The sequence below is a fragment of the Thiothrix nivea DSM 5205 genome, from assembly GCF_000260135.1.
Taxonomy (GTDB): Bacteria; Pseudomonadota; Gammaproteobacteria; order Thiotrichales; family Thiotrichaceae; genus Thiothrix; species Thiothrix nivea.
The window spans coordinates 1,939,539-1,964,778 of sequence record NZ_JH651384.1; the positions used below are offsets into that span (position 1 = coordinate 1,939,539).

Genomic DNA, 25,240 nt, shown 5'->3' on the forward strand with positions numbered 1-25,240 from the left:
GTTAATCTTCCAGGTAAGTATAACCGATCAAACCGGCTTCGATTTCCCGCAGCAGCATTTTTTGCCGTTCACTATCGTCAACAGCAGCTGCCAGCTTGCGGCGGCACTGCGCCAGCAGGTCTTTCGGCTCGAAATGGACGTAACGCAACAACTCGTCGATGGTGTCGCCGCGTTCCGGCTCTGACAGCGCATACCCCCCCTCCGGCAACAGCTCCACGTTGATGGAATCGGTGTCGCCAAACAGGTTGTGCAAGTCGCCGAGGATTTCCTGATACGCTCCAACCATGAAAATACCCAGCAGGTAGGGTTCGCCCTTTTTCAGTGAATGCAACGGCAGGGTGCTTTCCAGCCGCCCACTTTCCACATAACGCGCTACCGTGCCGTCGGAATCGCAGGTCAAATCCTGCATGGTCACGCGCCGGTCGGGTTGCTCCTGCAAACGGTGCAGCGGCATGATCGGAAAGATTTGCTCAATCGCCCATACATCCGGCATCGACTGGAACAGCGAGAAATTGCAGAAATATTTGTCCGCCAGCTTGTCACGTAAACCGGCCTGGATTTCAGGGTCAAGCTCGGCAAACAGTTCCGGCTGGCGCAGCAGTTTCTGGCAGATGGCTCGGTGGAACTCTTCCGCGCGCGCGCGCTGGTTGAGGTCGATGGAACCATGCGCGTACATGCCGTGCGCTTCGCCCAGCCAGTAGGCCGCGTCGTGGTAAATTTCCGACGGCGGCAGGCTACGGCGGTTCTCGTACAGGCGGAACAGGTTGTGCAGGATGGCGGGGGCGTCATCCTCAGGCTCGTACAGGTCGGGTTCCGCTTCCGGCTGTTCCGGATCGGTATCGATGACGTTGGTGATCAGCACGGCGTGGTGGGCGGTCAGGCCGCGCCCGGATTCGCTGACGAAATCGGGGAACGGCAATGCGTATTCCTCGCACACATCCTGCACGCTGCGCACGATGGTGTTGGCGTATTCCTGCAAGCTGTAATTGATGGAACAGTCATTGCGCGAGCGTGAACCGTCGTAATCCACGCCCAAGCCACCGCCTACGTCGACTACGCGGATGTTCGCGCCCAAGCGGTGCAATTCGGCGAAATAGCGGCTGGCTTCGCGCATCCCGCGCTGGATGTCCTGAATATTGGCGATTTGTGAACCCATGTGAAAATGCAGCAGTTGCAGGCAGTCGAGTTTGCCCGCCTGTTGCAGTTGCTCCAGCATGTGCAGAGCCTGCGCGGCGGACAGGCCGAACTTGGATTTTTCCCCGCCAGTGTTCTGCCATTTGCCCTTGCCGAGCGAATACAGGCGCACGCGGATGCCGAGCAGCGGTTCGATGCCGAGTTTTTCCGCCTCTTCCAGCGTTTCCAGCAGTTCGGAAGGTTTTTCCACCACGATGAAAATGCGGTGGCCCATCTGCCTGCCGATCAGGGCGAGACGCAGGTATTCACGGTCTTTGTAGCCGTTGCAGATGATGGTGCTTCCAGCGGGTGCGGAACCGAGGACTGCCATCAGCTCCGGTTTGCTGCCTGCTTCGAGGCCAACCTGTGTGCCACCGCCTTTGAGGATTTCCTGCACCACGCTGCGTTGCTGGTTGACCTTGATCGGGTAAATGGCGGTATAGCGGCTGCTTTGCCCGCAAGCAGCAATGGCGTGGTTGAAAGCGGCTTGCAGGCGCTGCACCCGGTCGTGCAGCACGTCGACGAAGCGCACCAGCAGCGGAAAGCGCATTCCGTCTTCGTTATGGACGCGCATTGCCAATGCGTGCAAATCCAGTTGTCGGTCAGACTGGTCGGGCAGGCGCATCGACGCGTTGCCTGCCAGATTGATGTCGAAATAGCCATCGCCCCAGTGCTGGATGCTGTACAGGCGGCGGGCGGCGTCGAGGTTCCAGGTTGGATGGGTAACGGTATTCGTCATGGTGTTCCTGCTGCGCGTTGATGTGCGGTTCAAGGTGTGCAGGATACTAGGTATGAGGGGGCTTGAGAATAATGCCGTAAAATGTCTCAAACGGGGTTCACATGATTTACCAGATTAACTGTGATTTTGACGGCGGCACACCCCAAAATCACAGTTAATCACAATAATCTGCGTAATCCAGGTTCAGACATTCCCTTTGAAGCGCTGCGCACTGGCCTTGGCCTGTTTGTAGAAACGCCCCAGCGCCCGCTCATGTTGACGGCGCTCGGCCAGCGTCTCGCTGTTGCGCGCCTGTTCGGCCATCAGCTTGTGGTAATTGTCGAGGCGACGCTGTTCCAGTTCACCATTTTCGACTGCTTTACGGACGGCACAGCCCGGTTCGTTGAGATGCTGGCAGTCGTGGAAGCGGCATTGTTCCGACAATTGCTCGATGTCAGCGAAGGTAGCGTGAATCCCTTCCTCACAATCCACCATTTGCAGTTCGCGCATTCCCGGCGTATCCAGCAGGATGCCACCACCACGCAAACGGTGCAGGCTGCGGGCGGTGGTGGTGTGCCGCCCTTTGCTGTCCTTTTCCCGAATGGGGCCGGTTGCCTGTTCTTCCTCACCTTTCAGCGAGTTGAGCAGGGTCGATTTGCCAACACCGGAGGAACCCAGCAAGGCGATGGTCTGGCCGCTGGTACACCACATTTCCAGTGTTGTTACGTCCTGCGCGTCGGTTGCGTTGATAACTTCAACCGAGAGGTTGGGGTAGTTTTTGCGTAACATATCCACGTAAACCGACGTATCCGCGCACAGGTCTTTTTTGGTCAGCACCACCACCGCATCAATACCAGCCTCGGCAGCCAGCACCAGATAGCGCTCGATCCGGTTGAGGTTGAATTCCTCATTGCAGGAAGTCACCACAAACAGCGTGTCGATATTGGCGGCAATCAGTTGCAGCATGGCTTCACTGCCTGCGCTGCGGCGTTTGAGCAGGGTTTTGCGCTCCAACAGGTAAAGCGGTTGCAAATCCCGATCCAGCAGCAGCCAGTCACCGACGGTGGGGTGATTTTCCGGCGCTTCGTTGCGCCACGGGTAGGTGGAAAGCGGGAGGGATTGCGCCTGCCCGTGCGTATCCAGCCCCAGACATTCGATCAGGTTGCGTTGTACGCCAGTTACCCGGAAGGGCACAGCAGTTTCGAGGGTTTCCAGTGTCAGTTGTGACTGGAAGAAATGTGTCCACCCCAGTTCCTGGAGATGTGTGATTTGCATGACTGTATTCCCAATAAACAAAAGCAGGGTATGCGCTTATGCCAAGCGCGACATTATTGGGGATTCGATGGAACCCCGGCACAGACCGGGACAGGATCAGAAGATCAGCGTTGGGCGGCCTGCGCAGCGTGGTGGACAATCATGGACAACCTCCTTTTGATAGTGGGCGGAAACACAATTAACTATACCATATGGCCTGATCCGAAACTAAGGAAATCGAAATCAGCCGCCTGCGTCTGATAGGGAGGAAATCAAACTCATTCGCCAGCATTCCCGCCCGTAATAATGTTCGGAAAATAACCCACCCAGTCAGTACAGGAAATCACTTGCAACTATTCGCGAGGGAACCATTAAAGCTGGCTGATCCATTGCTGGACGAGACTGACGATTTCATTTTTCAACGAGAATGCCTGATCCGACGACTGAATCACCAACACACACCTGTCGGGTGCTTTCCAGTTTGCTAGGCCATGCGGGTCGTCGAGCACGAAGGGTTTCTCCACCGGCTTGGGCTTGGCTCCGCGATGCAGCACCAACTGGATGTTTTTCGGCGGATGCAGTTTAAACGTCGCAAAATGCTCTTCCAGTTTGAAACTTGGCGCATTCCATTTGATCTCTTCGCTGATGCGGGAATCTGCCGCCCTGATTGCCTGCCGTAGCACTGCGATGGCAGCTTTGTGCGGGTGCTCAAGATTTTCCATGAAAAGGTCTGCCGGATGATCCCCGGCAGCAACCGCGCTTTGTTTTTTTGCCATGAATCAAACCTCAGTGTTTGGGTTTCCGGAATTTATGACTCCGGTTGTGGCTGCACGTGCAGGATTTTCAACAGTTCGTGCATTATTCCCGCCATGCGCGGCCACATTGTCAGCAAGGTAAAGGTGGCAGCCCCAGCTCCTTTAGAAATCCATTATGCTTCCCGGCACTTTCAGCAATACTCTGTTCCAAACTCACCAATTCTACATTCAGGGCTTTTAAATCGACCTGCTCCTCTGCCTGAGCTGTACTGACATAACGTGAAATATTCAGGTTGTAATCGTTCTTCTCGATTTCATCCATTTTCACCCGGCGGGCGTAGCGGGCTTCTTCCTTGCGGAACTGATAAGTATCGACGATTTTGTCGATATGCTCCGGCAGCAGGCGGTTTTGCCGCTTGCCTTTCTCGAAGTGTTCAGCAGCGTTGATGAACAGCACGTCATCGGGCTTTTTGCAGCGTTTCAGCACCAGAATGCAGACCGGGATGCCGGTGGAGAAAAACAGGTTGGGTGGCAGGCCGATTACCGTGTCGATGTGGCCGTCTTTCAGCAGTTTGGTACGGATGCGCTGTTCTGCGCCGCCACGGAACAACACGCCATGCGGCAGGATAATCGCCATTACGCCACTGTCGCCGAGAAAGTGGAAGCCATGCAGCAAAAACGCGAAGTCGGCGGCGGATTTGGGTGCAAGACCATAGTTCTTAAAGCGAAAATCTTCGCCTAGCGTATCGGTAGGCTCCCAGCGATAGCTGAACGGCGGATTGGCAACCACCGCATCGAATTTCAGCTTCTTCGCCGGGTTCATCTCGTTGAGGATGCCCCAGTCATTCAGCAGGGAATCGCCGTGGTGAATCTCGAATTCGGTATCCTTCACCCCGTGCAGCAGCATGTTCATGCGCGCGAGGTTGTAAGTGGTGATGTTCTTTTCCTGCCCGTAGATTTTGCCGATGCCGTGTGCGCCAAGCTGTTTGCGCACATTCAGCAGCAGCGAGCCGGAACCGCAGGCGAAGTCCAGCACCTTGGTGAGTTTGGACTTTTTGCCAGTGGCGGGTTCCTGGCTGTCCAGCGTGACGATTTCAGACAGGATGGTGGAAATCTGCTGCGGGGTGTAGAACTCGCCTGCCTTCTTGCCGCTGCCTGCCGCGAACTGGCCGATCAGGTATTCGTAGGCATCGCCCAGAATGTCAGTGTCGGTGCTGAACTGGGAAATGCCTTCAGCGATTTTCTGGATGATGGTGCAGAGTTTGGCATTACGGTCTGACGGCTTCCTGCCCAGCTTTTCGGAATGCAGGTTGATCTCGGAGAACAGCCCCTGAAAATTGCCACCAAAGGATTTTTCTTCGATGTACTTGAAACCGTTGTACAGCGTCGATAGCAGTTCTGTATTTTGGGTGCGTGCCAGTTCAGCGATGTTGCTCCACAGGTATTGCGGCTCAATTACGTAATGCACCTTGAGGCGCATCTGTTTTTCAAAATCCGCTACGTCTTCCGGGTAATCCTGATACCACAGGCTCAGCGGCGTGACGCCGGGCAGGTCGGAGGTATCCGGGTAGTCCGACCCCAATTCCTTTTTGGCTGACGCTTCGTAGTTGTCGGAGAGGTAGCGCAAAAACAGGAACGACAGCATGTAGTCGCGGAAGTCGTCGGCATTCATCGCGCCGCGTAGCTGGTCGGCGATGTCCCACAGGGTTTTGCCGAGTTGGTTGAGTTGTTCTTGGGTCATTTCAACTGCCGTAGGTCGTTAAGTAACTGTGGGATGTCCGTCTGGACGATGCTCCACAAAATGTCGTTATCCAGTCCAAGATAAGCGTGAATAATACGGTTACGGGTAGCAATCAACTGCCGCCACGGAATGCTTGGAGCCTGTTCGCGGATTTCATCGGGAATGTGGGTGGCTGCCTCACCGATTAATTCCATATTCCGCAGGGTTGCGTCATAAGTGCGCCGGTCTTGCTCGAATTGCTCCTGGGAGTAACCTTCCGTGTATTCAAGCACCAGTTCGGCAAACTCGATCATGTCATCCAGGTAAAAACGCCATTCACGGGACATAGATAGCATCCTTTTCCACATAGGGGCGAAGTTCAGGGCGCAACGCCTTGTCTGTCACCAAGTCCAGCGGACAACCCAGTTTGTCTTCCAGATAAAACAATAAACCGAAATAACGGCTGGAATCGGCTTTGCCTTCAAACTCCACGAGGACATCCACATCGCTATCCGCTTGTGCCTCGTCGCGGGCGGTTGAGCCGAACAATGCCAGCCGCTGGACGCCGAAGCGTTTATGAACCTCTGAGAACTGTTCGGTCAATAATTTTAATGCCTGCTGTTTTTTCATGATTTCAGCACTCTTGGTCAGAACCTCTTCGTTATGGGTGACAATGTTTGACTACCCCTGTCCAGCTTCGCTGCCCCCTCTAGAGGAGGGAGAACCACCCCGTCCAGCTTCGCTGTCCACCCCTCCATAGGAGGGGAATGGTGCTGTCTTGATTCCCCTCCTGTGGAGGGGTGCCCCGAAGGGGTGGGGTGGTTGTCTTCAAATGCAGGATGGTGCAATAAGAAAGCCGTCACCGCTGCCAGATTCTGTTTTACATCCTTATCCCGAATACGGATGACGTTCAAGCCCAAGCCCGATAAATAGGCATCGCGCTCTGCATCATAGTCTGCTTTGTCATCGTGGCTGCTGCCGTCAACTTCGAGGACGGTATGCTTTTCAGCGCAGTAAAAATCGACAATGAAGTTACCGATAATCTTTTGTCGGTCAAAATCCAGCCCTTTGAACTGGCCTCGCTTGAGTTGATTCCACAGTAATACTTCAGACAGGTTGCCTGCACGCCGCAATTCTTTGGCGCGCTCCTTGAGCTTCGGGTTGTAGGGTAAGGCTTGGTAGCGTTGGGTGTGGCGCATTAACTGTCCTCCGCTGTGGGAGAAACCACCCCGTCCAGCTTCGCTGTCCACCCCTCCACAGGAGGGGAATGCTGCTGCCTTAATTCCCCTCCTGTGGAGGGGTGCCCCGAAGGGGTGGGGTGGTTATCCACCGCCGGGAAAAGCTGCTGCATCAGCCCTTTTTTGTGACTCTTGAGCGCCTCAATTTTCTGGCTTTGTGCGGTAATCAGCTCGTCGATAGTGGAAAGACAATCGGCGATTTTTTGCTGCTCAAGAGAAGAAGATGGAATTGTAATTACCTGAGCATATAATGTTGTTATAGAAATAAATGGTTGATCACTGCCAATTGATTGTTTAATTACAAAGTCCTTCACAAATATTTGGCACAAGTGAAATGCAAAATCTTCATTTATATCATCAGAAAGCAGTTCTAACTTCCCAACACGTTGATATAGCAAAGATGGATCATCATTCTTTTTTAATCGAGCAATTTTTAATTCGCCATTAGTAACTGGACGATTTAAAGCTAGTACTATATCGCCTTCATGCAATACCAATCCAGAATATTTAATCGTGTAATTCTGTGGGAGATAAACTGCATTATCACTCCATTTCACTATTCCATAGCCAACATTTTCAATCTGGAGCAAGCGAATTCCATTTTTAGAATATTCAGATGCTTTAAACCCCTTTCCTGAATTTATTTTTATAATACTTCCGAATAATACCTCATCCCACTCCCCCCCATCCCGAAACTCAGGAAACCGCAACCTCGGCACAGTCTCACCTTCGGCGGGGAAGAGTTGCTGCATCAGCCCTTTTTTATGCGCCTTGAGGGCGGCGAGTTTTTGGGTTTGGGCGGTGATCAGATCGTCGATGGAGGAAAGGCAATCGGCGATTTTTTGTTGTTCCTTCTTGATAGGAATAAGAATCGGAAATAAAAGAAAGGTATCTGCATGGATTCGTTTTGCTTTTCTGCTTCCGTCTGCCGCTTCGCCCTGCTTTTCATAAAATCCTTTCTGCTTTACATATTCGAGTAAAAAAATAGGATTCAAATTTCCATTGATGTCAAAACATGGAAGGTCTACGGTAGATTCATATCCATCTAAGTGATTAGGAATAATGCCAAAAGCTTGATTGAGGAAATCAAGCTTGCTATAGATAAACTGCCCAGCCTTTCTATAGTAATACTGTGTGTTGATACTACCTTCGATTACCTCATTTTTTTCATAAACACCTTTTCCCCATAGTTTTACAGTGATTTTTTTCGCAACATCACCTTTGTTACCCAATACGCGGCTTTCTGTCAGAAATTCACCTAATTTTTTTTCCTCCCACCCCCCTGCATCCTGAAACTCAGGAAACCGCAACGCTGGCACTAATGCCTTTTTTTCTGGTTTGCTCATCCCCTACACATCCCGCGTCCTGAACTCGCTATACCCTTCATAGTAATAGCTGACATCAATGCCTTTCATAAACAGTTCCCGGTCGTCGATTTTATCGGTCAAGGCAGCTTTCAGCAGCACCTTGATCTCCACATCCTTCACCACGCTGCGCTCCATCGCCGAGAGATAATCCGCTTTATCCACTGCATTCCAGTCAATCACCTGCTGGACACCGTGCTTCAACATCAAATCCAGCCAAATCCGCGTAGCACGCCCGCTCCCTTCCCGAAACGGATGCGCCACATTCATTTCAACGTACTTCTCGATAATAGCGTCAAAATCATCCTGCGGCATTTGCGTAATATGCACCAGCGAAGGCTCCAGATACATCAGCGGTGCAAAGCGAAAATTACCCTTGGCAATATTCACCGTGCGGACTTTTCCCGCAAATTCGTAAATATCATCAAACAGATAGGCGTGAATCTGGGCAAGCCCTTGAAACGTCCCCACCTCGATGTGGTGGATGTCGCCGCTATCAAAAAGCTGTTTGGCTTTTTGCTTGCTGATGCGTTCCTCGGTTTTGCTCAGTTCAATCTGGTCGGTGATGCCCAGTTTGTTTTCTAGCGTCATACTGTACCGTTCCTGTTATTACGCATAACCACCCCGTCAGGCTACGCCTGCCACCCCTCCAACGGAGAGGAATTGGGGGGATGACACCGGCCTAAATTCCCCTCCCGTGGAGGGGTACGCCGAAGGCGGGGGGTGGTTTTACTCATACACATTCAACCCCGAAATTTCACGCCCGCCCGCGAGCTTGTTCAAATAAGGAACCAGCTCTTCCATCAGCGCCAGTTCCGCCACGCGCCGCTGTTTCCAGCCAAGCTCCAGGGGGGCGAGCAGGTCGGTCAATTGTTCCCCATCAAAAATCATGCGCCCCATCACGGTATCAACAAAAGCCTGTAAAGCTACCGTTTGCAGCCCATGTTTGCCTGCAATACCCGCCAACTCATCAGCCGCTTTCTGCGCCTTGTAACCCTGATAACCTTCCCGGATTTCGTTTTCTTTCAAAGGACTATCCGTCGGCAGGCTGTAAATATAGGGGATGATGTCGTCGCGCTCGTCCATCAGGCTGGCGTTGGAGCTGATCATGTCGATCAACTGCTCGCGTGACATTTTCGCCTTGCCCGCCTGCACAGTCGATTCCGCAATCAACCCCATGATGTAATCGTAGTCGACCAGCGAGGAAGCAAACAGCACCAGGTCAAATTCCAGTTGTTCAACCACCGGATTGGGGTTTTCAGTCTTGCCCTGCTTGCGCCGCAATTCCAGCGCGGTGTCAAGATACATGGCTTTGAAACCGCGCAGGGTATCGGTGGGCAGCTTGCTTTCAATCGTCTGTCTGCTCTGGTCGTCAAGGTCGGTGTATTGCTCCAGTTGGGTCTTGAGCTTTTGCACTTCCTTGAAATGAGTGATGAAACTGGCCTTGGCGGTGTCGCCCTTGAGGTTGACCACTTGCGCAGGCTCACACGCCAGCCCGTTGTCAGCCATGAAAGTTTCCAGCTGGGTGACGGCTTGCGTGTACTGCTCAACCACCTTGGGCGCAGGGTCAACCAGCCAGATTTCCCTCGCCCTCTCCTTATCCTTGCCGGAAAACAGGCGGATGGCAGCATCGACTTCGGTTTCCTGATAGCGGAAATCGAGGATATTGCCCCACGGCTTGGTGTCGTTGAGCACGCGGTTGGTGCGCGAAAATGCCTGGATCAGGCCGTGGTGCTTGAGGTTTTTATCCACATACAGGGTATTGAGGTATTTGGAGTCGAAACCGGTCAGCAGCATATCCACCACGATGGTGATGTCGATCTTGTTTTTGTGCGGGTAGTCGGCATTGCTGTACTTCTGGTCTTTGATGCGCTGCTGCACATCCTGATAGTACAGGTCGAATTCGTTGATGCTGTGGTTCGTGCCGTATTGCCGGTTATAGTCGTCAATGATGGCCTTGAGCGCCGCTTTCTTTTGCTCCGGTTCGTGTTGGTTGTCTTCCTTTTCCGTGGCCAAATCTTCCTGTAGCTGGATCACATCCTTGTTGCCTTCCGCCGGGGGCGAGAACACACAGGCGATGTTCAGCGGCCTGAAATCTGCCCAATTCCCCTCCTGTGGAGGGGTGCCCCGAAGGGGTGGGGTGGTTTCTCCCACGCCTGTAACCACCCCGTCAGGCTTCGCCTGCCACCCCTCCAACGGAGGGGAATCAAGCCCGCAATTCCCCTCCCTTGGAGGGGTGCCCCGAAGGGGTGGGGTGGTTTCCCCTTGCCCCTGAATGCACTGAAAAGCCCGGTAATATTCAATCGCATCATTGATGGAAGCAGTAGCGAGGATGGCGTTAAACCGGCGCTGGTCGGTGGCGCTGTCGTGCTTGTCCAGTATGGCTTTAATGACGGCTTCCGGCGGCGGGGTCTGGCCTTTTTTCGGTTTTGCGCCATCCTTGCCAAAGTAGTCGATGTGGAAGCTCAGCACATTCTTGTCGTCGATGGCGTTGGTGATGGTGTAGGCGTGCAGTTCCTTCTCGAAAATATCCGCCGTGGTTTTGAAAGAGCCGACATTGCCGTCAATTTGCAGATAGGTGGCGTTTTCCTCAAAGATCGGCGTGCCGGTAAAGCCGAACAGTTGCGCCTTGGGGAAGAATTCTTTGATGGCTTTATGGTTCTCACCAAACTGGGAGCGGTGGCATTCGTCGAAGATGAACACCACACGCTTGTCGCGCAGCGGTTCCAGCCGTTGCTTGTAGGTCTGCTGGCCTTGTTGCTGTTTTTGCTTGTTGCGCTTGCTGTTTTCATCCAGCGCCAGCCCCAGTTTCTGGATGGTAGTGACGATTACCTTGTCGGCGTAGTCGTCTGACAGCATCCGCCGCACCAGTGCTTCGGTGTTGGTGTTCTGCTCAACGCAGCCTTCCTGAAACTTGTTGAATTCCTCGCGGGTCTGGCGGTCGAGGTCTTTGCGGTCAACCACGAACAGGCATTTTTGGATGTCGGGATTGTCTTTCAGCAAGGTGGATGCCTTGAACGAAGTCAGCGTCTTGCCGCTGCCGGTGGTGTGCCAGATATAACCGTTGCCCCGGTTTTGGTGGATACAGTCGACGATAGCTTGCACCGCATAGATTTGGTAGGGGCGCATGATGAGGATTTTCTGTTCGCTCTGCACCAGCACCATGTAGCGGCTGATCAACTGGCCGAGGCTGCATTTTTCAAGGAATTCGTCGGCAAAGGCGTGCAAGTGGCCAATTTTGTTGTTGTTCTCATCGGCGTGCTGGTAGATGGGCAAAAAGCGCTCGTCGGCATTGAAGCTGAAATGCTGGTCGCGGTTATTGGCGAAGTAGCGGGTGTCGCTTTCGTTGCTGACGATGAACAACTGCATGAAGCACAGCAGCGAATGGGTATAGCCGTTGCCGGGGTCGTTACGGTACTCGACGATCTGCTCCATCGCGCGGCGCGGGCTGATTTGCAGGGTTTTCAGCTCAATCTGCACCAGCGGTAGGCCATTAATCAGCAGGATCACATCATAGCGGTGGTAACTGCTATCAGTATTGAGGCGTAGCTGATTGATGACTTCAAAATCGTTTTTGCACCAGTCGCGCAGATTGACCAGCATGTATTCCAGCGGCGTGCCGTCTTCGCGGGTGAATTTGCCCTTTTCGCGCAGGGATTGGGAGGCAGTGAATACGTCACTGGTAATGATTTCATCACGTAAACGGGCAAATTCGGCATCGGTCAGGCTGACCCAGTTCAGTGCCTCGAATTTCTGGCGGAAGTTGTTTTCCAGCGCGGCTTTATCGCGTATGTCAGGGCGGTAGGTGTACTTGAGGCCGGTAAGTTTAGCGATAAGACCTTGCTCAATCTGGCTCTCTTTTGTCATGCACCTGCCCTGCTTAATCGCCGTTAAAATACTGTTGAAAATGCTTCCAAAGCATATCAGCTTTTCAACGTTCAACGTGACGGTTGGCAGGCGATTCTCGACAATTTCAAACGCCACGTCGACACCAGGGAGTAAGATCATGCCCAACACTGTCAAACTGCACCGCGTATTACGCGCACCAGCAGAGCAGGTTTACCGCGCCTTCCTTGACCCCGACGCCATGGTCAAATGGATACCGCCACACGGTTTCACTGGCAACATGCATCATCAGGATGCCTGCGCCGGGTGTTGCTGGCACAACTGGTCGAAGCGGAAATTCCGAATGGATGAAACACTACTGACATGATGCTGTCAGTAGACTGCCGTTAGACTACAAAAACTATCAATTACTACCAAGGAGAAACACCATGAAACCCAATCCAGTAGGCTGGTTTGAAATTTACGTACAAGACATGCCCCGCGCTATTGCTTTCTATGAAGCCATGCTTGCAACCAAGCTGGAAAAGCTGCCCACATCTGATCCGGAAACATGGCCTGACCTGGAAATGTGGACATTCCCGATGTCTGACTGTTCCGAACCCACTTATGGTGCTGCGGGCGCACTGGTCAAAATGGGCAGTTGCCCATCCGTTGCTGGTGGCACATTAGTGTATTTCAGTTGTGAAGATTGCGCGGTGGATGCTGCCCGTGCCGCAGCCAATGGCGGCAGTATTTTCAAGGAAAAAATCTCCATCGGCGAACACGGTTTCATTGCACTGGTGTTCGACACCGAAGGCAACATGATCGGCCTGCATTCCATGAAGTAAGGAACCGTCCTACCATGCGCCGTGCCGACCGTTTGTTTCAGCTTGTGCAAATCCTGCGCAACAAGCGTTTCGTCACGGCGCGTGAACTGGCCGAACGGCTGGAAGTTTCCGAACGCACCATTTACCGTGACATTCAGGATCTGAGCGTATCCGGCGTGCCAGTGGAAGGCGAAGCCGGGGTTGGCTACCACCTGCGCTATTCCCTCGACATTCCACCACTGATGTTCACCGCTGCCGAAATCGAAGCGCTGCTGTTGGGCACGCGGATGCTGAAAGCCTGGGGTGGCAGCGAACTCGGTAGCAGTGCACAATCCGTCCTCGACAAGGTACACGCCGTCATCCCCGCCGAGCTGCACCGTCACCTGGAAGAAAGCCGTGTCTATGCCATGCGTTTCGGCGCGCGCGAAGACCTCGAAACCACCCTCGACACCTGCCGCCATGCTATTGCCAAACACCGTTACCTGCACATGGAATACCAACGAGCCGACCACGAATTCAGCCAGCGCGAAGTCAAACCGCTGGGGCTGTTTTTCTGGGGGAACGTATGGACGCTGACAGCATGGTGCGTACTGCGTAACGACTTCCGCACCTTCCGGCTCGACCGTGTGCGCCAGCTCAAAACCCTGGACAAAACGTTCGAGGAAATGCCGGGGCAAACGCTGGCCGACTTCATCCACCTGATGCAATCGCGGTGTGAGAAGTTTTAGTGCATCAACACGCTTGCAGAAACAAACCAACCACAAAATTTTCTTTGGCTCGGGAATAAAAAAAGCTGTGCTCTCGTATACGGGTATGTAGCGGTCATTTTTGCCGCCAGATACACCAATCCAATAACAGGAGCACTATCCGTGAATATCGACACTACCCTCACTAGCACAACCTCGCCCCCCTTTTTTCAGCGAATCCTTACCGGCCTGTTCCTGATGGCCTCACTAACAGCTTCCGGTCTGGCGCAGGCAGAAACCCTGCATGTTTACGGGCCGGGCGGCCCTGCTCCCGCCATGAAAGCCTTGGCCAGTGCTTTTTCCAAGGAAAAAGGCATTGACGTGGAAGTGGTCGCAGGCCCTTCCAGCAAGTGGATGGATCAGGCAAAACAGGATGCCCACGTCATCTACTCCGGCTCGGAAAACATGATGCTGGGTTTCATCAAGGCTCTGGACGGGCAGATTGATGAAAATACCATCGAACCCATCTACCTGCGCCCATCCACCATTCTGGTCAGAAAAGGCAACCCCAAGAAGATTCAGGGTCTGCGCGACCTTGCCAAGCCCGGCATGAACATTCTGGTAACAGAAGGAGCCGGTCAGGTTGGCATGTGGGAAGACGCTGCCGGGCGTAGTGGCGATATCAACTTGCTGAAAGGTTTTCGCGGCAATATTGCCGAGTTTGCGGCCAACAGCGGGCTGGCGAAAAAATCCTGGCTGGAAAAGCCTGAACTGGATGCCTGGCTGATCTGGAACCACTGGCAGATTGACAACCCCGAAATTGCGGATGCCGTAGCCGTAGAGCCGGAACTCACCATCTGGCGAGCCACGGGCGTTGCCCTGACTGACAGGGGAGAAAAACTGCCTGCCGCCAGCGAATTTGTTGCTTACGTCAAGTCAGCCCAAGGTGAAGCTGTCTTCAAACAACATGGCTGGAAACGTTAAAATCTACAGGAGCTTTCTTATGTCTCAGAATAATCTTTCCCGGCATTTCCGCTGGTTGGCGGCTACCAGCCTGCTGGTTTCACTGGCAGCCTGTAATGGCGATGACAATCAAACATTGCTGCCAGAACCGACGCCAACCCTGACTACGGGAGCGGCTGTGCCACCGGGTACAACCCTTGAAACCAGCCAGCCTTACAACCGTGTTGTTGTACAGGAAAGCGCCCCCAGCGATGCAGATATACGCACGGATAATGAGTTGGGTGACATCCTGACCGACAAAGCAGATGATCTGACCTTGTATGTCTTTGCCAAAGATTCCCCCGACGTATCGGTTTGCGAGGTGTCAGACAGCTCGCAATGTGCCAATGTCTGGCCGCCGTTATTTGCCGCAGAAACAGCGCAACCGCAAGGCGACTACACCATTATCTCGCGCGCGGATGGCTCGCGGCAGTGGGCGTATCGGGGCCTGCCGCTGTACTTTTTCAACGGCAACGTCAGCCAGTTGCCTGACCTGATACCGGGCGATACCAACGGTTTTCTGGTCGGGGGCGTATGGTTTGTCGTGCGACCCGACCCTTTCGCGGCAGCAACAGTGAATGGCACTGATATTTGGGTCGGGAAAGGCAGCATCCTGGATGTTGGAGCTGATGCCGATGTCAGCATCAAGGATCCGCTGACAGAGCTGGACTCCACCCGCCGCCGTTCCGTGGATGGCCTGACGCTTTACACCTTCAATAATGACCCCGGTAATGGCACATCTGTCTGCAACGGTGAATGCGCTCGCAAATGGCCACCGTTGTATGCAGACCTGTTCAGCATTCCACCTGGTACGGATTTCACCATCATCACCCGTGATAATGGTACGCTCCAGTGGGCTTACCGTGGCAAGCCACTGTATTTCTGGTATCAGGATCTGCAACCGGGCGACACGCTGGGGACACTGGTTCCCAACTGGTCGCTGGCAACACGCTAAGGAGGACAGGGTGAATCTGGGTGAGGCTCTGACGGCTTGCATTCCCCGCCTGCGCCGCTATGCACGCGCATTGCATGGCGACGCGGCGGATGATCTGGTACAGGATACGCTGGAGCGTGCCTGGCGTAAGTCTCACCAATGGGACAGGGGCAGAACCATCTGCCCCTGGCTGTTCAGCATCATGCATAATCTGCACATTGACCAGCGACGCAAACCTTACATGGAAACCTTGCCTTTGGAAGACAGCCTGCCGGAAGCTGTAATCAGAGCACCCCAGGAAAGCCTGATTGCTGCACGCGACCTACAAGAGGCTTTACAGCTATTACCGGTGGAACAGCGCGAAGTCCTGTTACTGGTGGCGGTTGAACAAATGAAATACCGGGATGTCGCCGCGACCCTCGGCATTCCCCAGGGAACCGTCATGTCCCGCCTGTCACGCGGCCGGGATCGTCTGCGGGAATTACTGGAAGGTACTGGCGGCAAAACATCCCTGAAGGTGGTGAAATGACTCAAACCCCAATAACCGAAACTGACTTGCAGGCTTACGTTGACGAGCAACTGGAACCGGCACGCAGGGCGGAAGTGGATGCATGGCTGCACCGCCACCCGACAGACGCTGCCCGTGTACAGGATTTCCAGCGTCAGAACGAAGCACTGCGCAAACTGTTTGACCCTATGCTGGAGGAACCGTTGCCACCGCAATGGGCATTGCCCAAGCCACGCAACAGGCTTGCCCCAAACTTGATGCGCATGGCAGCCATGCTGTCAGCACTGGGCGTGGGGGTCATACTGGGCTGGTTCGGGCGGGGTGGTCTGCTGTTACAGGAACCGGTTACGGTAGCTGACAGTACCCCACCCGTAACGGCCCTGGCAGTGGCAGATTCAGGGTTGGCGCACAGGGCTGCCATTGCCCACGCTGTCTATAGCCCAGACATCCGTCGCCCGGTGGAAATCGGCGCAGATCAGGAGTCACAACTGGTGGCCTGGCTTTCCAACCGTCTGGGAATCAAGCTTAAACCACCCAGCCTGGGGGCCTTGGGATACGAGCTGATTGGTGGGCGACTATTGCCCGGTGCAGCAGGGCCGGTTGCCCAGTTCATGTACCATGATGCTTCGGGCAAACGTCTGACATTGTATGTTTCCCATGAAGCGGATACACCCTCGACCACAGCCTTTCAGTTCGTCAAGGAAGGCCCCATCAGTGTGTTCTTCTGGGTTGACGAAGACATGGGCTACGCCATTTCTGCGGGCACGGACAAGGCCGAGTTGGCTCAGGTTGCCCTGACAGTCTACAAGCAGCTGCATCAGGATTAAAGAAACAGGCCGCGTGTGTGAGGCTCAATACCGGCTAAGAGAGGTGCGCTGGAACAGCAAATCCCCGATATAACGCGCGCCATCCTGGGTCAGGTGGCCACCGTCGTAGGAAATCAGCTTCAGGTCGTCGGTAAACACCAGGCAGCTCGCAGGGGCTTCGCAGACCAGCGGCTGCACGTCGACGAAGGCATTTGCGTCGAGGCTGGACTTGAGGATGCCATTGATTTTTTCCTGGTCACTGTCGGGTTTGTTGCGCAAGGCACGCAGTTCTTCCTCCGTCATGCGCAGGTAGTTGTTGACGGATATTTTGCCGAAACTTTTGCGGCCAACGACGAACAGTTTTTGTTGTGACGTCAGGTTCAAATGGCTGATGGTGGTGGGTAGTTCACGGGCAGACCATTCCTTCCAATTGGCTACCAGCACGATGATGTCGGCTTCGGCAATCTGCGGCTTGGCCTCTTCCAGGCTATCCGCTTTTTCACAGAATTCCTGATCCTGCCTTGCGCTGAATTTGGTGGCATTTTCGCCCAGCGCTGGCTGGCAGCGGGTGGGGATGTCGCGCGTCCTGATCTGGTAGCCATCCTGCCAGTGCCCGCCTTCAAATACCATATTGGTGAAATCCTGTGCATGACTATCGCCGAGGATCAGCACCTTTTTCCCGCCATCGGGCTGGAACGGTTTTTTCAACAGTTCAAGGAAACGCTTGCGGACGTACTGGCTGCTGGTTTCACGGTCTGCGGCCTGCATCAGGGCGTTACGCACGCTGGAATCAGCAAGACTTTGGCTACTACTGGCAAACGCTGCTGCCGACAAAATGATTGGGAGCATGGCGCGAGGATAGCGCCAGCCCCTGGGTAACGAAATGAGCATGTTTAATATGATGCCGTTATGTGCAAAGACACCATTATACCCCAACTGTGGCGTTAGCGCTTATGCCGCCTCAATGTGCATCGGCAACTGTCCTGTTTCCATCAGGGTCGGGTACAGATGGACAATCTCGTCATCAATCCGGCGGATCATCAGGGTAAAGAGTTCGCGCGTGTCATCGACGAAGGCGGTATGGTCGCGGATACGCAGCGCTTTGCCCTTGCACCAGCGTTTTTGGTACTGGTTGATGATGCGCTTGATCTCGCCGGAACCGGAGAGGAATTTTCTGCCAATATTGCGCACGTCATTGTCGCTATCAACCAGCAGTGCCTGGTACAACTCGCGTTCTTCCACTTCCAGATGCTCGCGCACCATGTTCATGTAACGGAAAAACAGCTCACAGGATACTTCGGAATCACAAATGGATCGTTCGTTGATCAAGTAAGTCAGTACGTTGGAAAGTTCGGTAATCTTATGGTTTTGTTCGTTCAATTCCATGTAGGAAATCATGGCGGCTTCTCCTGTGAGCATTCATCCTAGCGGTTATATTTTCCCAAATAATAAGGGTTTTTATACTACCCCAACAGCAAGGGTAAAACCAATATTTTTCAAGGGTCTGCACTAGGTTTAGGGCGGAGAAAGGGTTCGGCACAGCCAGCGTGCTTATTTTGCACCCAAAAGGAGCGCCTCCCACTCCTTCCCCTCTTGCGGGGGAAGGTTGGGATGGGCTATGAGGATGAGGAATTAATACGCCCCCAGCAAATCCGCCCCGATAGTGCCGCGCAGATTATGCAGGTATTCCGGCTTGCGGATGTCAGCCAGTTTGGCCTGTGCCTGTTGCAACCTGCCCGCAATATCCATACGCTCGGCCACGTCGTGGTGCGTTTCTTTTACCAGGAAATGTTGCAGGTAGCGGCAATGCCGTTCCCATAACTCCACGTCACGCTGCTGTTTGGCTTCCAGACGTTGCTGATACCAGTGCGAATTCAACAGGTAATCACGGGTGAACATGGCGCGGATGTCAGGGTGGTGCGCATCCTTGCCCCCGTAACTGCCGGTCGCCATGATGTGGAGCAATGCCTTAATCGGTGGGCAGGCATCTTCAATGCTGCCGTCGTCAAGGTAACATTGGGCAACCTTCTGCTGGGCTTCGACGATATTGTTGATGCCATCGACATACACCTCCAGCCCCTGCGTTTCCGGCTTGAGGATGTCTTCACCAAACACCACCGCCGGATTGTCGAAAATCTTGCCCATAAAAGTGGCAACAAAGCGGTCGGTAATGCGATAGCCGAGGCGGCTGGCCAACACGGGCTTGCCATTGTGCTCAAAGTCTTTCAGCTTCTCCAGATAGCCATTTTCGATCATGTAGCCTGGGTCGCGTTCATGCACGCGCAGCCGTGACCAGATTTCCGGGATCAGCAAACTGATGTCGTGATCAACCCGCAGCCGGGAACCGATGTAGCCCGCCGCGCTGGAAAAACCAGCATAGCCGCTGATCAGGAACGACACCAGCGTGTTGTTCAGGTCGGCGGTCGTGCGCAGGGCGTTGAACGGCCCCTTGGTCAGCGCCCCCTCGCTGCCCGCTCCGGTGGTCGATGGCGACTTGCCGGTAACGCTGCAAATGAAATCCATGAACAGTTCCGGCAGCTCCTGATAATGGATCGGGTTGAACACCGCCAGCGGGCGGATGCCTGGCTCCGGCGGATTGTTACGCCGCCCGGTCAGTACCGCATTGACCGGGTTCATCAGCGGTTGCTCCAGCGGCACGCGCCGCAGGAAACGTGCGCCCATTTCCGCCGCATAAGTACGCAGCGGGCGTTGCAGGTCAGGGCGGATTTGCAGATAGCGCGGATTCTTGCTCGGTTTGCCACCGACCAAACGCGGGTTGGCGGAAGACACCGCGTATTCGCCTGACTTGCTGGCCGTTTTCAGCAACTTGCGCATCGGCTTGGTGTACTTCTGGAATTCAACCACATCGTCAACGATTTCGCTCAGGCTATCACCATGCAGCGGCTCGAAGTTGGCAATGAAGTTGCCCGGCTGCGCCATGTCAAACTCGGTCTGTTTATCGAAACCACGATGGATAGCCTCGTCCGGGCGCTGGAACAAACGGTATTCACAGTTCTTGGCCAACTTGACGCTGGGGTTGGGGCACTTGGGGGAATGGTTGGGCAGCATGTCAGCCCTGACCACGACCGAAGCAGTGATGTCGTCTTCCATCTGCACTTTTTCGGTGGCGATGAAATCCTGCCGAACCTTGTAGGTGCGCCACGCACCGGTCTCGCACAAGCCTACCCGCAGGTAAGACGCCACCAGTTCGCGTCCCTCATATTTCAGCGCGTGCCCCGGCATACCGTTGATCACATCCACCGAGAAATGGCTGCGCCAGTTGTTGCCCCAGTCCGGCTCGTACATACGCTTGATGATGAAGGCTTGCGAAAAAATACGTGGCGGAATGCACGCCAACCATTCATTGTAAGCGTCGGTATTACTGGGCGAAGGCGTCAGCAGCTTGATCACGGAACCCAGGCTGCGCTCCTCACTGAGCGGCTGGCGGCTGGAGTCACGGTCTTCGGCGGCGAACTCCGGCTTCAGGCGGCTGCTGTAATCGTGGTTGAAAATGGCTGCGACCTGATCCATATCCTCCTCAAAATCCTGCACGAATACCGGCCCGTAGATCACGGCATCATCCAGCGACTTGGAGATTTCTGACTTACCACCACCAGACACGGTACACGGCTTGTGACAGAAAGTGCCTTCCGCATCGGTACCAAGAATACGCCAGCTGGGCGCAGACGGGTGTTTCTGCATTTCGGTCTTGTAACCGTTGGGCTGCATGTAAATCTTGCCGGGGCGCAACTTGATGGTGTGCTCGCCATCAGCGTTTTTCCAGCGGATGGTCTGGCTACGCAAATCCATGCGCACATCCAGCGGGATGTAAACCAAATCGGGGAAACGCTTGTCGATGGCGTAGCCTTGCGGCTGCACATCCATGATGTCCCCGAATTGTGCCAGCATATTGTCGAAGGTGTAGATGTCGGGGTGCTTGCGGGTGCGGCTGTCCGCGCCGTATTCCTCGCCGTGGTTGCGGCGCTGGAACGCGAGCGCACCCCCAGCGTGTTCCTCCTCCGCCAGCCCGAACAGGTTGGTGGAATAGCTGATCTGGGTTTTGACTTCCTTCTTGCAATAACCGTAGTAGTTGTCGGCCAGGATGGTGACAATCACGCCGCGCTTGTCGCGGGCAGTAATCTTGAAGGCGTTGCCATCGTTGTAACGCTCGTTTTCATCCTGCCAGCACATGCCGTCTTTCCGATGGCGCTCGGTGGCATGGTCGTAGTGTGGCAGACCCAATTCTTTCTTGGTCAATTGCGTCAGGTGCGGGGCGAGGATGACACAGCCGGTATGGCCAGTCCAGTGCTCCACATCCAGCGCGGAATCATTGACCGGCAGGTAGGGGTTGCCCGCGTTGCCGAAAATGCTTTCAACGAAATCCAGGTTGCTAACCAGGTTACCGGGGGCGAAGAAGCGGATTTCCATGCTCTTTTCCGCTTCCATGCCGGGAATGGCCGGGCATACCACCGGGCGCAGCAGCAGCGAGACGAACAGGCGCGCTTTCTGCTCCTCGTTGGCGGTGAAGGGCAGCGCCAGCAAATCCTCCGGCGGATTGAGGGCATGAGCCAGCATCCGCGCATAGGCAATTTTCGGCACGGCCTTCTTGTCACCGGGAACCGGCAAGCCACCTTCGGCAATATGGAAGGAACCCTTGGTGGTGCGGCGGTCATTGGCCGGATTGTGCAGGATGCCCTGCTTCACCCGGTAGCTGGACACGATATCGGATTTGAATTCGTCGCCATCGGCAGGCAGGGACAGTTCCCGCGCCACCCCGTAGCGGTCAAGCACTACGCTGTTGCAGGGCAGGCGTACCTTGCCGTCTTCCCCGCACTCTTCCAGATAGCTGTCGAGGAAATCCTGGATGCGGCGGTCAACCGGGCACAGGTAATTCATCAGCAGACGGTTTTTTTCGCGGTAACTGGCCAGAAGATCGTGGGCGACAGTGAGGAATTCGTTGTCTCCGGCTTGGGCTGCGGGTTGGCCGGAGGAGGAAAGCTTGAGGTTGATGTAAAGTTGCAGGCGGCGGCGTTCCGCCTCGGGGTCAGGGCGCGTGTTTCCCAGACCCAGCGATTGTTCCATGTTCATGCCGGGCTAACTCTCTGTGGTGGACTAACTGTAGTGATTGGGGCAAAGGTTACCGACAAGCGGCGCAGAAAGCCATATCCCATGTAAACTTGTATATTAGCAAGTGCTTATTTTGGAAGGGGATTTGCCAGTAGCTCGTGGAACCGTCCGGCGATGGAAGGGCTGTCATGTCCGGTGTAAACGTCGACATCAACCATGTTGCGCTTTCAGGTCGTCCAGGGTGGGCAGGCTAGCATTTTTTGTCGTGAGGATTTTACCCAGCACCATCAGCACACGGTCAACCTTGCGGATACCAATGTCGTTGTAAGCGTTGCGTTCCAGCGCGCCGATGGTGGTGCGGTCGAGATGGCACAGGTCGGCAAGCTGTTGCTGGCTCCAGCCGCGAGCTTTGCGGGCAGTGCGAATGGTTTCACCGATGGTTTCGAGCATGATGAATATATCCATCATTTCAAGTAGTAGGTGCGACCCTACACATGGACATCACATGACAAACCGATCTTTTTCAGTATTTCTTCAATCTGTCCGGCTTCAGGAATTTTCATCCTGCGGGCGTCCGCCAGCGACATGCTGAACAACTCACTTATCCGCTCAGAATTACGGGCTGCATCCATCTGCCACAGCAGGATGGCAAGCTTGGCTCGGCTTACCAGTAACTCATGCGTATAGCCTGATTTTTCGAAGACAGCGATTTCCCTTTCCCGAAGCTCCAGCGCCTTGTCGAGTTGGCCGGAAACCTGATAGATGTCTGCCATCTGGCTGTGGGTGCGACCAATCTGCATGGCATTCTGCAAAGACTGGAAAATGATGAAAATTTCAGAGAGCGTCTGGAACGATTTTTCCAGCACCTCAGTAGGAGGAACTGTTTTCTTGTCCCAGATAAATTGCCATAGGCTATCCAGTTTATTCCGGGATTGCAGGATGTCGGCGATCTTACCCATGGTCACGGCTTTTTCTCGGACATCGCCGAGCTTCTCATAGACGGGTAGCTCATGGTTCTCACGAATGTTGAGTGCCTCGTCGAGTTGCCCGCGTGCTTGCAGGATGTCGGCGATCTTACCCATAGTCACCGCTTTGGATCGGACATCGCCGAGCTTCTCATAGACGGGTAGCTGCTCTGTCTGGCGAATGTTGAGCGCCTCGTCGAGTTGCCCGCGTGCTTGCAGGATGTCGGCGATATTACCCATGGTCACGGCTTTGGATCGGACATCGCCGAGCTTCTCATAGACGGGTAGCTCATGGTTCTCAAGAATGTTGAGCGCCTCGTCGAGTTGCCCGCGTGCTTGCAGGATGTCGGCAATTCGGCCATAAGCAACCGCAATTGACCTTGTATTACCGACTTTTTGGAACATGGGTAATGCGAAGTCTCGCAAACGTTTTTCAGATGAATCCATCTCACCTTTGAGATAGTCTACGTGTGCCAAAATTGAATGAAAACGAGCTTCCATATCCATATTTGGTCGTTTCTTGCATAAGCCCCCCCCCCCATGAAACAGTTGTTCTGCTTTAGTATATTCTCCAGCCTCGGTCTGTATATATCCGTAAAAATAGCAAAGCGAGACTCCCTCTTGAGTGGCAGGAATGGGAGAGTCATCTACCGCCTCCCAGAGCGCGCCCCACTCTTCACCCGCATAGGCAATGTCGGCAGTCACATCCCGTAAATCCCGTTGGTAATAACTGAACCATGCCCTGCAAATGGCGCGGCGGCGCGGCATCGGCCAGACAAGATGATGCTCCGACATAATGCGCGTGAGTGTTGCGACCGACAACTCGCCACTTTCCAATTTGTCCCGCACATGCTGCTGCAATTCCGCCGCAAACTCGCTTTCGACCTGCCATGCCAGGCGTTCCCGCAAGGTATGGGCGACGGCGCGGGCGGCATGGTTCGCCAGCCGCAGCAAATACGCCGCCTGATTGCGGCTGGGTGGAGACCAGCGTTTTTGCAGCCAGTCCAGCAACTTGTGCGCTTGCTCCTGCCGGGTGGCGGGATCAATGAGCAAGGCAGTCAATAACGGACTTTGGAAACGGTATACCAGCCCCTGATCCTGCATCCCGGCAAAATGCCAGTCCGCGCAATGCAGCAACGCCGGGCTGGCATTGACGTAAACATCATCCAGCACATCAATCAGGTCATCGCGGGCATTCCTGTCATTGACGCCCAGATAATCCAGCAGCACGTCGACAGGAATCCATTCCCCGCCCAAGGCAGCCAAACCGAACAGTCGCCGTAGCAGAGATTGCTGGTCGGCGGGCACGAGTTTCCGACGGGACTGCCAAAGTTCCTCGATATTCCTGCCGACAACCTTGCGCCAGCGTTCCAGATCATCGGCAGGCGCAAAGAACCAGCTCCCTTCCTGCTGCGTCAGCAAGCCTTCATCCATCAGCTTATCCAGCAACTCTCCCAGATGCTCGGCGTCAACCACACCACTGTGGAGGGCTGTATGCGTCAACAACCAACGCATGAATTCATCGTCAGCAATCCGTTTGCCGAAAGTTTCACGCAACGCGATCAACGCCCGTTGGGGTGATAACGGCATGACCGAGGCAAGTACATAACGCGCCCGGTCGCCCAGCAATTCAGCCAAAGGAAACGCAGGCGGAAAGGAAAAAGCCAAGCCCATGAACCCTCTGCCCGCGTCAGCATCATCATTCAGCCAGCGAACCGTATGCCACAGCTTTTCCAGCAGCCCCATGTCCAGCAGTTCGGCATTGCGCACATGCAGGATGACGTTACTGTCTTGCAGCAACTGCCTAAATAATGCTTCCGCCTGATCAAAAACATTAGCATTCTCATCACCACTATCCGGCTTTGCAGTGGGCCAAAAAAGTGCTGCAAAGACCTTTTTCAGGTTTACGGACATGTCAGCCGGTCCAAACTTGGTGGACAGTTTTGCATCTACTGCATCCCCCAATGTTTGCAGCCGCCCCCACAAGGATGGATTTTGCATTTCAAGCTGCTGTTCGAAATCCTCCAGCCTTGCCTGCATATGCTCAAACTGCGCTTCAGGATCGGGCGCGTCCCGCAATTCCATATCCCAGTGAAACACCACCACCGGCAAGCCCGCATAGGTTTGCCGGAAATGCGCCGCCTCTAGCAGATAACGCCTGCCTGAACCAACATCGCCTTGCAGTACCAACGGGTAGACCTGCTGGTGCTCACGGAATTTGGTTTTGCTGGCGGCAAACCAGTCCTGCACCGCCTGCGTTTCTGTTGCGGGGTGAAAGTTCAACCAACGGTATTGTCTAGCGATTTTATCCGCCTGCCCGGATACAAGGATTCCCATGCAAGTTCCCCAATAAGCCCCAGATGAATATTTGCTTAAGAGTCTACCACATGTAAAAAGT

General features: G+C 54.3%; 21 protein-coding genes and 1 pseudogene. 7 read left to right on the plus strand and 15 right to left on the minus strand.

Annotation, left to right across the window (positions count from 1 at the left end):
- Nucleotide 1: 1 nt before the first annotated feature.
- The 10 genes and pseudogenes from speA to THINI_RS26480 form a co-directional block, all read right to left on the minus strand.
- Nucleotides 2–1,912: a biosynthetic arginine decarboxylase gene (gene speA / locus THINI_RS09660; protein ID WP_002708409.1), complete on the minus strand. Its 1,911-nt coding sequence runs from the start codon at nt 1,910–1,912 to the stop codon at nt 2–4.
- 183 nt (nt 1,913–2,095) lie between these two features.
- Nucleotides 2,096–3,166 carry a ribosome small subunit-dependent GTPase A gene (gene rsgA, locus THINI_RS09665; RefSeq protein ID WP_002708410.1) on the minus strand — a complete coding sequence of 357 codons (1,071 nt, stop codon included), beginning with the start codon at nt 3,164–3,166 and terminating at the stop codon, nt 2,096–2,098.
- Between the two features lie 350 nt (nt 3,167–3,516).
- Nucleotides 3,517–3,921 carry a DUF1801 domain-containing protein gene (locus THINI_RS09670; RefSeq protein ID WP_002708411.1) on the minus strand — a complete coding sequence of 135 codons (405 nt, stop codon included), beginning with the start codon at nt 3,919–3,921 and terminating at the stop codon, nt 3,517–3,519.
- A 109-nt stretch (nt 3,922–4,030) separates the two neighbouring features.
- Nucleotides 4,031–5,641, minus strand: coding sequence for a type I restriction-modification system subunit M (locus tag THINI_RS09675; RefSeq protein ID WP_002708412.1), 1,611 nt, complete (start codon nt 5,639–5,641; stop codon nt 4,031–4,033).
- A complete protein-coding gene (locus THINI_RS09680) occupies nt 5,638–5,967 on the minus strand; it encodes a HepT-like ribonuclease domain-containing protein (protein WP_002708413.1) in 330 nt (109 codons plus the stop codon). Before THINI_RS09680 ends, THINI_RS09675 begins: the two co-directional genes overlap by 4 nt.
- On the minus strand, nt 5,957–6,250 hold the full coding sequence (locus THINI_RS09685; RefSeq protein WP_002708414.1) for a nucleotidyltransferase family protein: 294 nt from the start codon (nt 6,248–6,250) through the stop codon (nt 5,957–5,959). Before THINI_RS09685 ends, THINI_RS09680 begins: the two co-directional genes overlap by 11 nt.
- A gap of 209 nt (nt 6,251–6,459) precedes the next feature.
- Nucleotides 6,460–6,819: pseudogene (locus THINI_RS09690) on the minus strand (endonuclease domain-containing protein); the annotation flags it as partial.
- Nucleotides 6,819–8,204, minus strand: a complete 1,386-nt coding sequence (locus THINI_RS23360; protein ID WP_002708416.1) for a restriction endonuclease subunit S — start codon at nt 8,202–8,204, stop codon at nt 6,819–6,821. The gene THINI_RS23360 and the pseudogene THINI_RS09690, both read right to left, overlap by 1 nt.
- A gap of 3 nt (nt 8,205–8,207) precedes the next feature.
- The gene (gene fic / locus THINI_RS09705; protein WP_002708417.1) at nt 8,208–8,813 is read right to left on the minus strand and encodes a protein adenylyltransferase Fic; all 606 of its coding nucleotides are present in this window, start codon (nt 8,811–8,813) and stop codon (nt 8,208–8,210) included.
- A 138-nt stretch (nt 8,814–8,951) separates the two neighbouring features.
- Nucleotides 8,952–12,089, minus strand: coding sequence for a type I restriction endonuclease subunit R (locus THINI_RS26480; RefSeq protein ID WP_002708418.1), 3,138 nt, complete (start codon nt 12,087–12,089; stop codon nt 8,952–8,954).
- 139 nt (nt 12,090–12,228) lie between these two features.
- On the opposite strand from THINI_RS26480, the gene THINI_RS09715 reads away from it, so the two are divergent.
- The 7 genes from THINI_RS09715 to THINI_RS09750 all read left to right on the plus strand — a co-directional run bounded on the left by THINI_RS09715 (nt 12,229) and on the right by THINI_RS09750 (nt 16,831).
- The gene (locus tag THINI_RS09715; RefSeq protein WP_002708419.1) at nt 12,229–12,435 is read left to right on the plus strand and encodes an SRPBCC domain-containing protein; all 207 of its coding nucleotides are present in this window, start codon (nt 12,229–12,231) and stop codon (nt 12,433–12,435) included.
- Nucleotides 12,436–12,496: 61 nt separating this feature from the next.
- The gene (locus THINI_RS09720) at nt 12,497–12,895 is read left to right on the plus strand and encodes a VOC family protein (protein ID WP_002708420.1); all 399 of its coding nucleotides are present in this window, start codon (nt 12,497–12,499) and stop codon (nt 12,893–12,895) included.
- Nucleotides 12,896–12,909: 14 nt separating this feature from the next.
- A complete protein-coding gene (locus THINI_RS09725) occupies nt 12,910–13,602 on the plus strand; it encodes a helix-turn-helix transcriptional regulator (RefSeq protein ID WP_002708421.1) in 693 nt (230 codons plus the stop codon).
- A 141-nt stretch (nt 13,603–13,743) separates the two neighbouring features.
- On the plus strand, nt 13,744–14,544 hold the full coding sequence (locus THINI_RS09730) for a substrate-binding domain-containing protein (RefSeq protein WP_002708422.1): 801 nt from the start codon (nt 13,744–13,746) through the stop codon (nt 14,542–14,544).
- A gap of 19 nt (nt 14,545–14,563) precedes the next feature.
- On the plus strand, nt 14,564–15,517 hold the full coding sequence (locus THINI_RS23365) for a COG4315 family predicted lipoprotein (protein ID WP_002708423.1): 954 nt from the start codon (nt 14,564–14,566) through the stop codon (nt 15,515–15,517).
- Nucleotides 15,518–15,527: 10 nt separating this feature from the next.
- Complete coding sequence (locus tag THINI_RS09745; RefSeq protein ID WP_002708424.1) at nt 15,528–16,025, plus strand: RNA polymerase sigma factor; 498 nt, start codon at nt 15,528–15,530, stop codon at nt 16,023–16,025.
- On the plus strand, nt 16,022–16,831 hold the full coding sequence (locus tag THINI_RS09750) for an anti-sigma factor family protein (RefSeq protein ID WP_002708425.1): 810 nt from the start codon (nt 16,022–16,024) through the stop codon (nt 16,829–16,831). The genes THINI_RS09745 and THINI_RS09750 overlap by 4 nt, the downstream gene beginning before the upstream one ends.
- Before the next feature lie 24 nt (nt 16,832–16,855).
- Here the strand turns inward: THINI_RS09750 and THINI_RS09755 are convergent, their stop codons facing one another.
- From THINI_RS09755 to THINI_RS09775, 5 genes are all read right to left on the minus strand, one after another.
- Nucleotides 16,856–17,659, minus strand: coding sequence for an SGNH hydrolase domain-containing protein (locus tag THINI_RS09755; RefSeq protein WP_040839346.1), 804 nt, complete (start codon nt 17,657–17,659; stop codon nt 16,856–16,858).
- Between the two features lie 102 nt (nt 17,660–17,761).
- Nucleotides 17,762–18,208 (minus strand): hypothetical protein, encoded by a 447-nt coding sequence (locus THINI_RS09760; RefSeq protein WP_002708427.1) that lies wholly within the window; start codon nt 18,206–18,208, stop codon nt 17,762–17,764.
- A 234-nt stretch (nt 18,209–18,442) separates the two neighbouring features.
- Nucleotides 18,443–21,898 (minus strand): PPi-type phosphoenolpyruvate carboxykinase family protein, encoded by a 3,456-nt coding sequence (locus THINI_RS09765; RefSeq protein WP_002708428.1) that lies wholly within the window; start codon nt 21,896–21,898, stop codon nt 18,443–18,445.
- A 189-nt stretch (nt 21,899–22,087) separates the two neighbouring features.
- Complete coding sequence (locus THINI_RS09770; protein WP_002708429.1) at nt 22,088–22,327, minus strand: helix-turn-helix transcriptional regulator; 240 nt, start codon at nt 22,325–22,327, stop codon at nt 22,088–22,090.
- A 38-nt stretch (nt 22,328–22,365) separates the two neighbouring features.
- Nucleotides 22,366–25,179: a tetratricopeptide repeat protein gene (locus tag THINI_RS09775; protein ID WP_002708430.1), complete on the minus strand. Its 2,814-nt coding sequence runs from the start codon at nt 25,177–25,179 to the stop codon at nt 22,366–22,368.
- Nucleotides 25,180–25,240 lie beyond the last annotated feature (61 nt).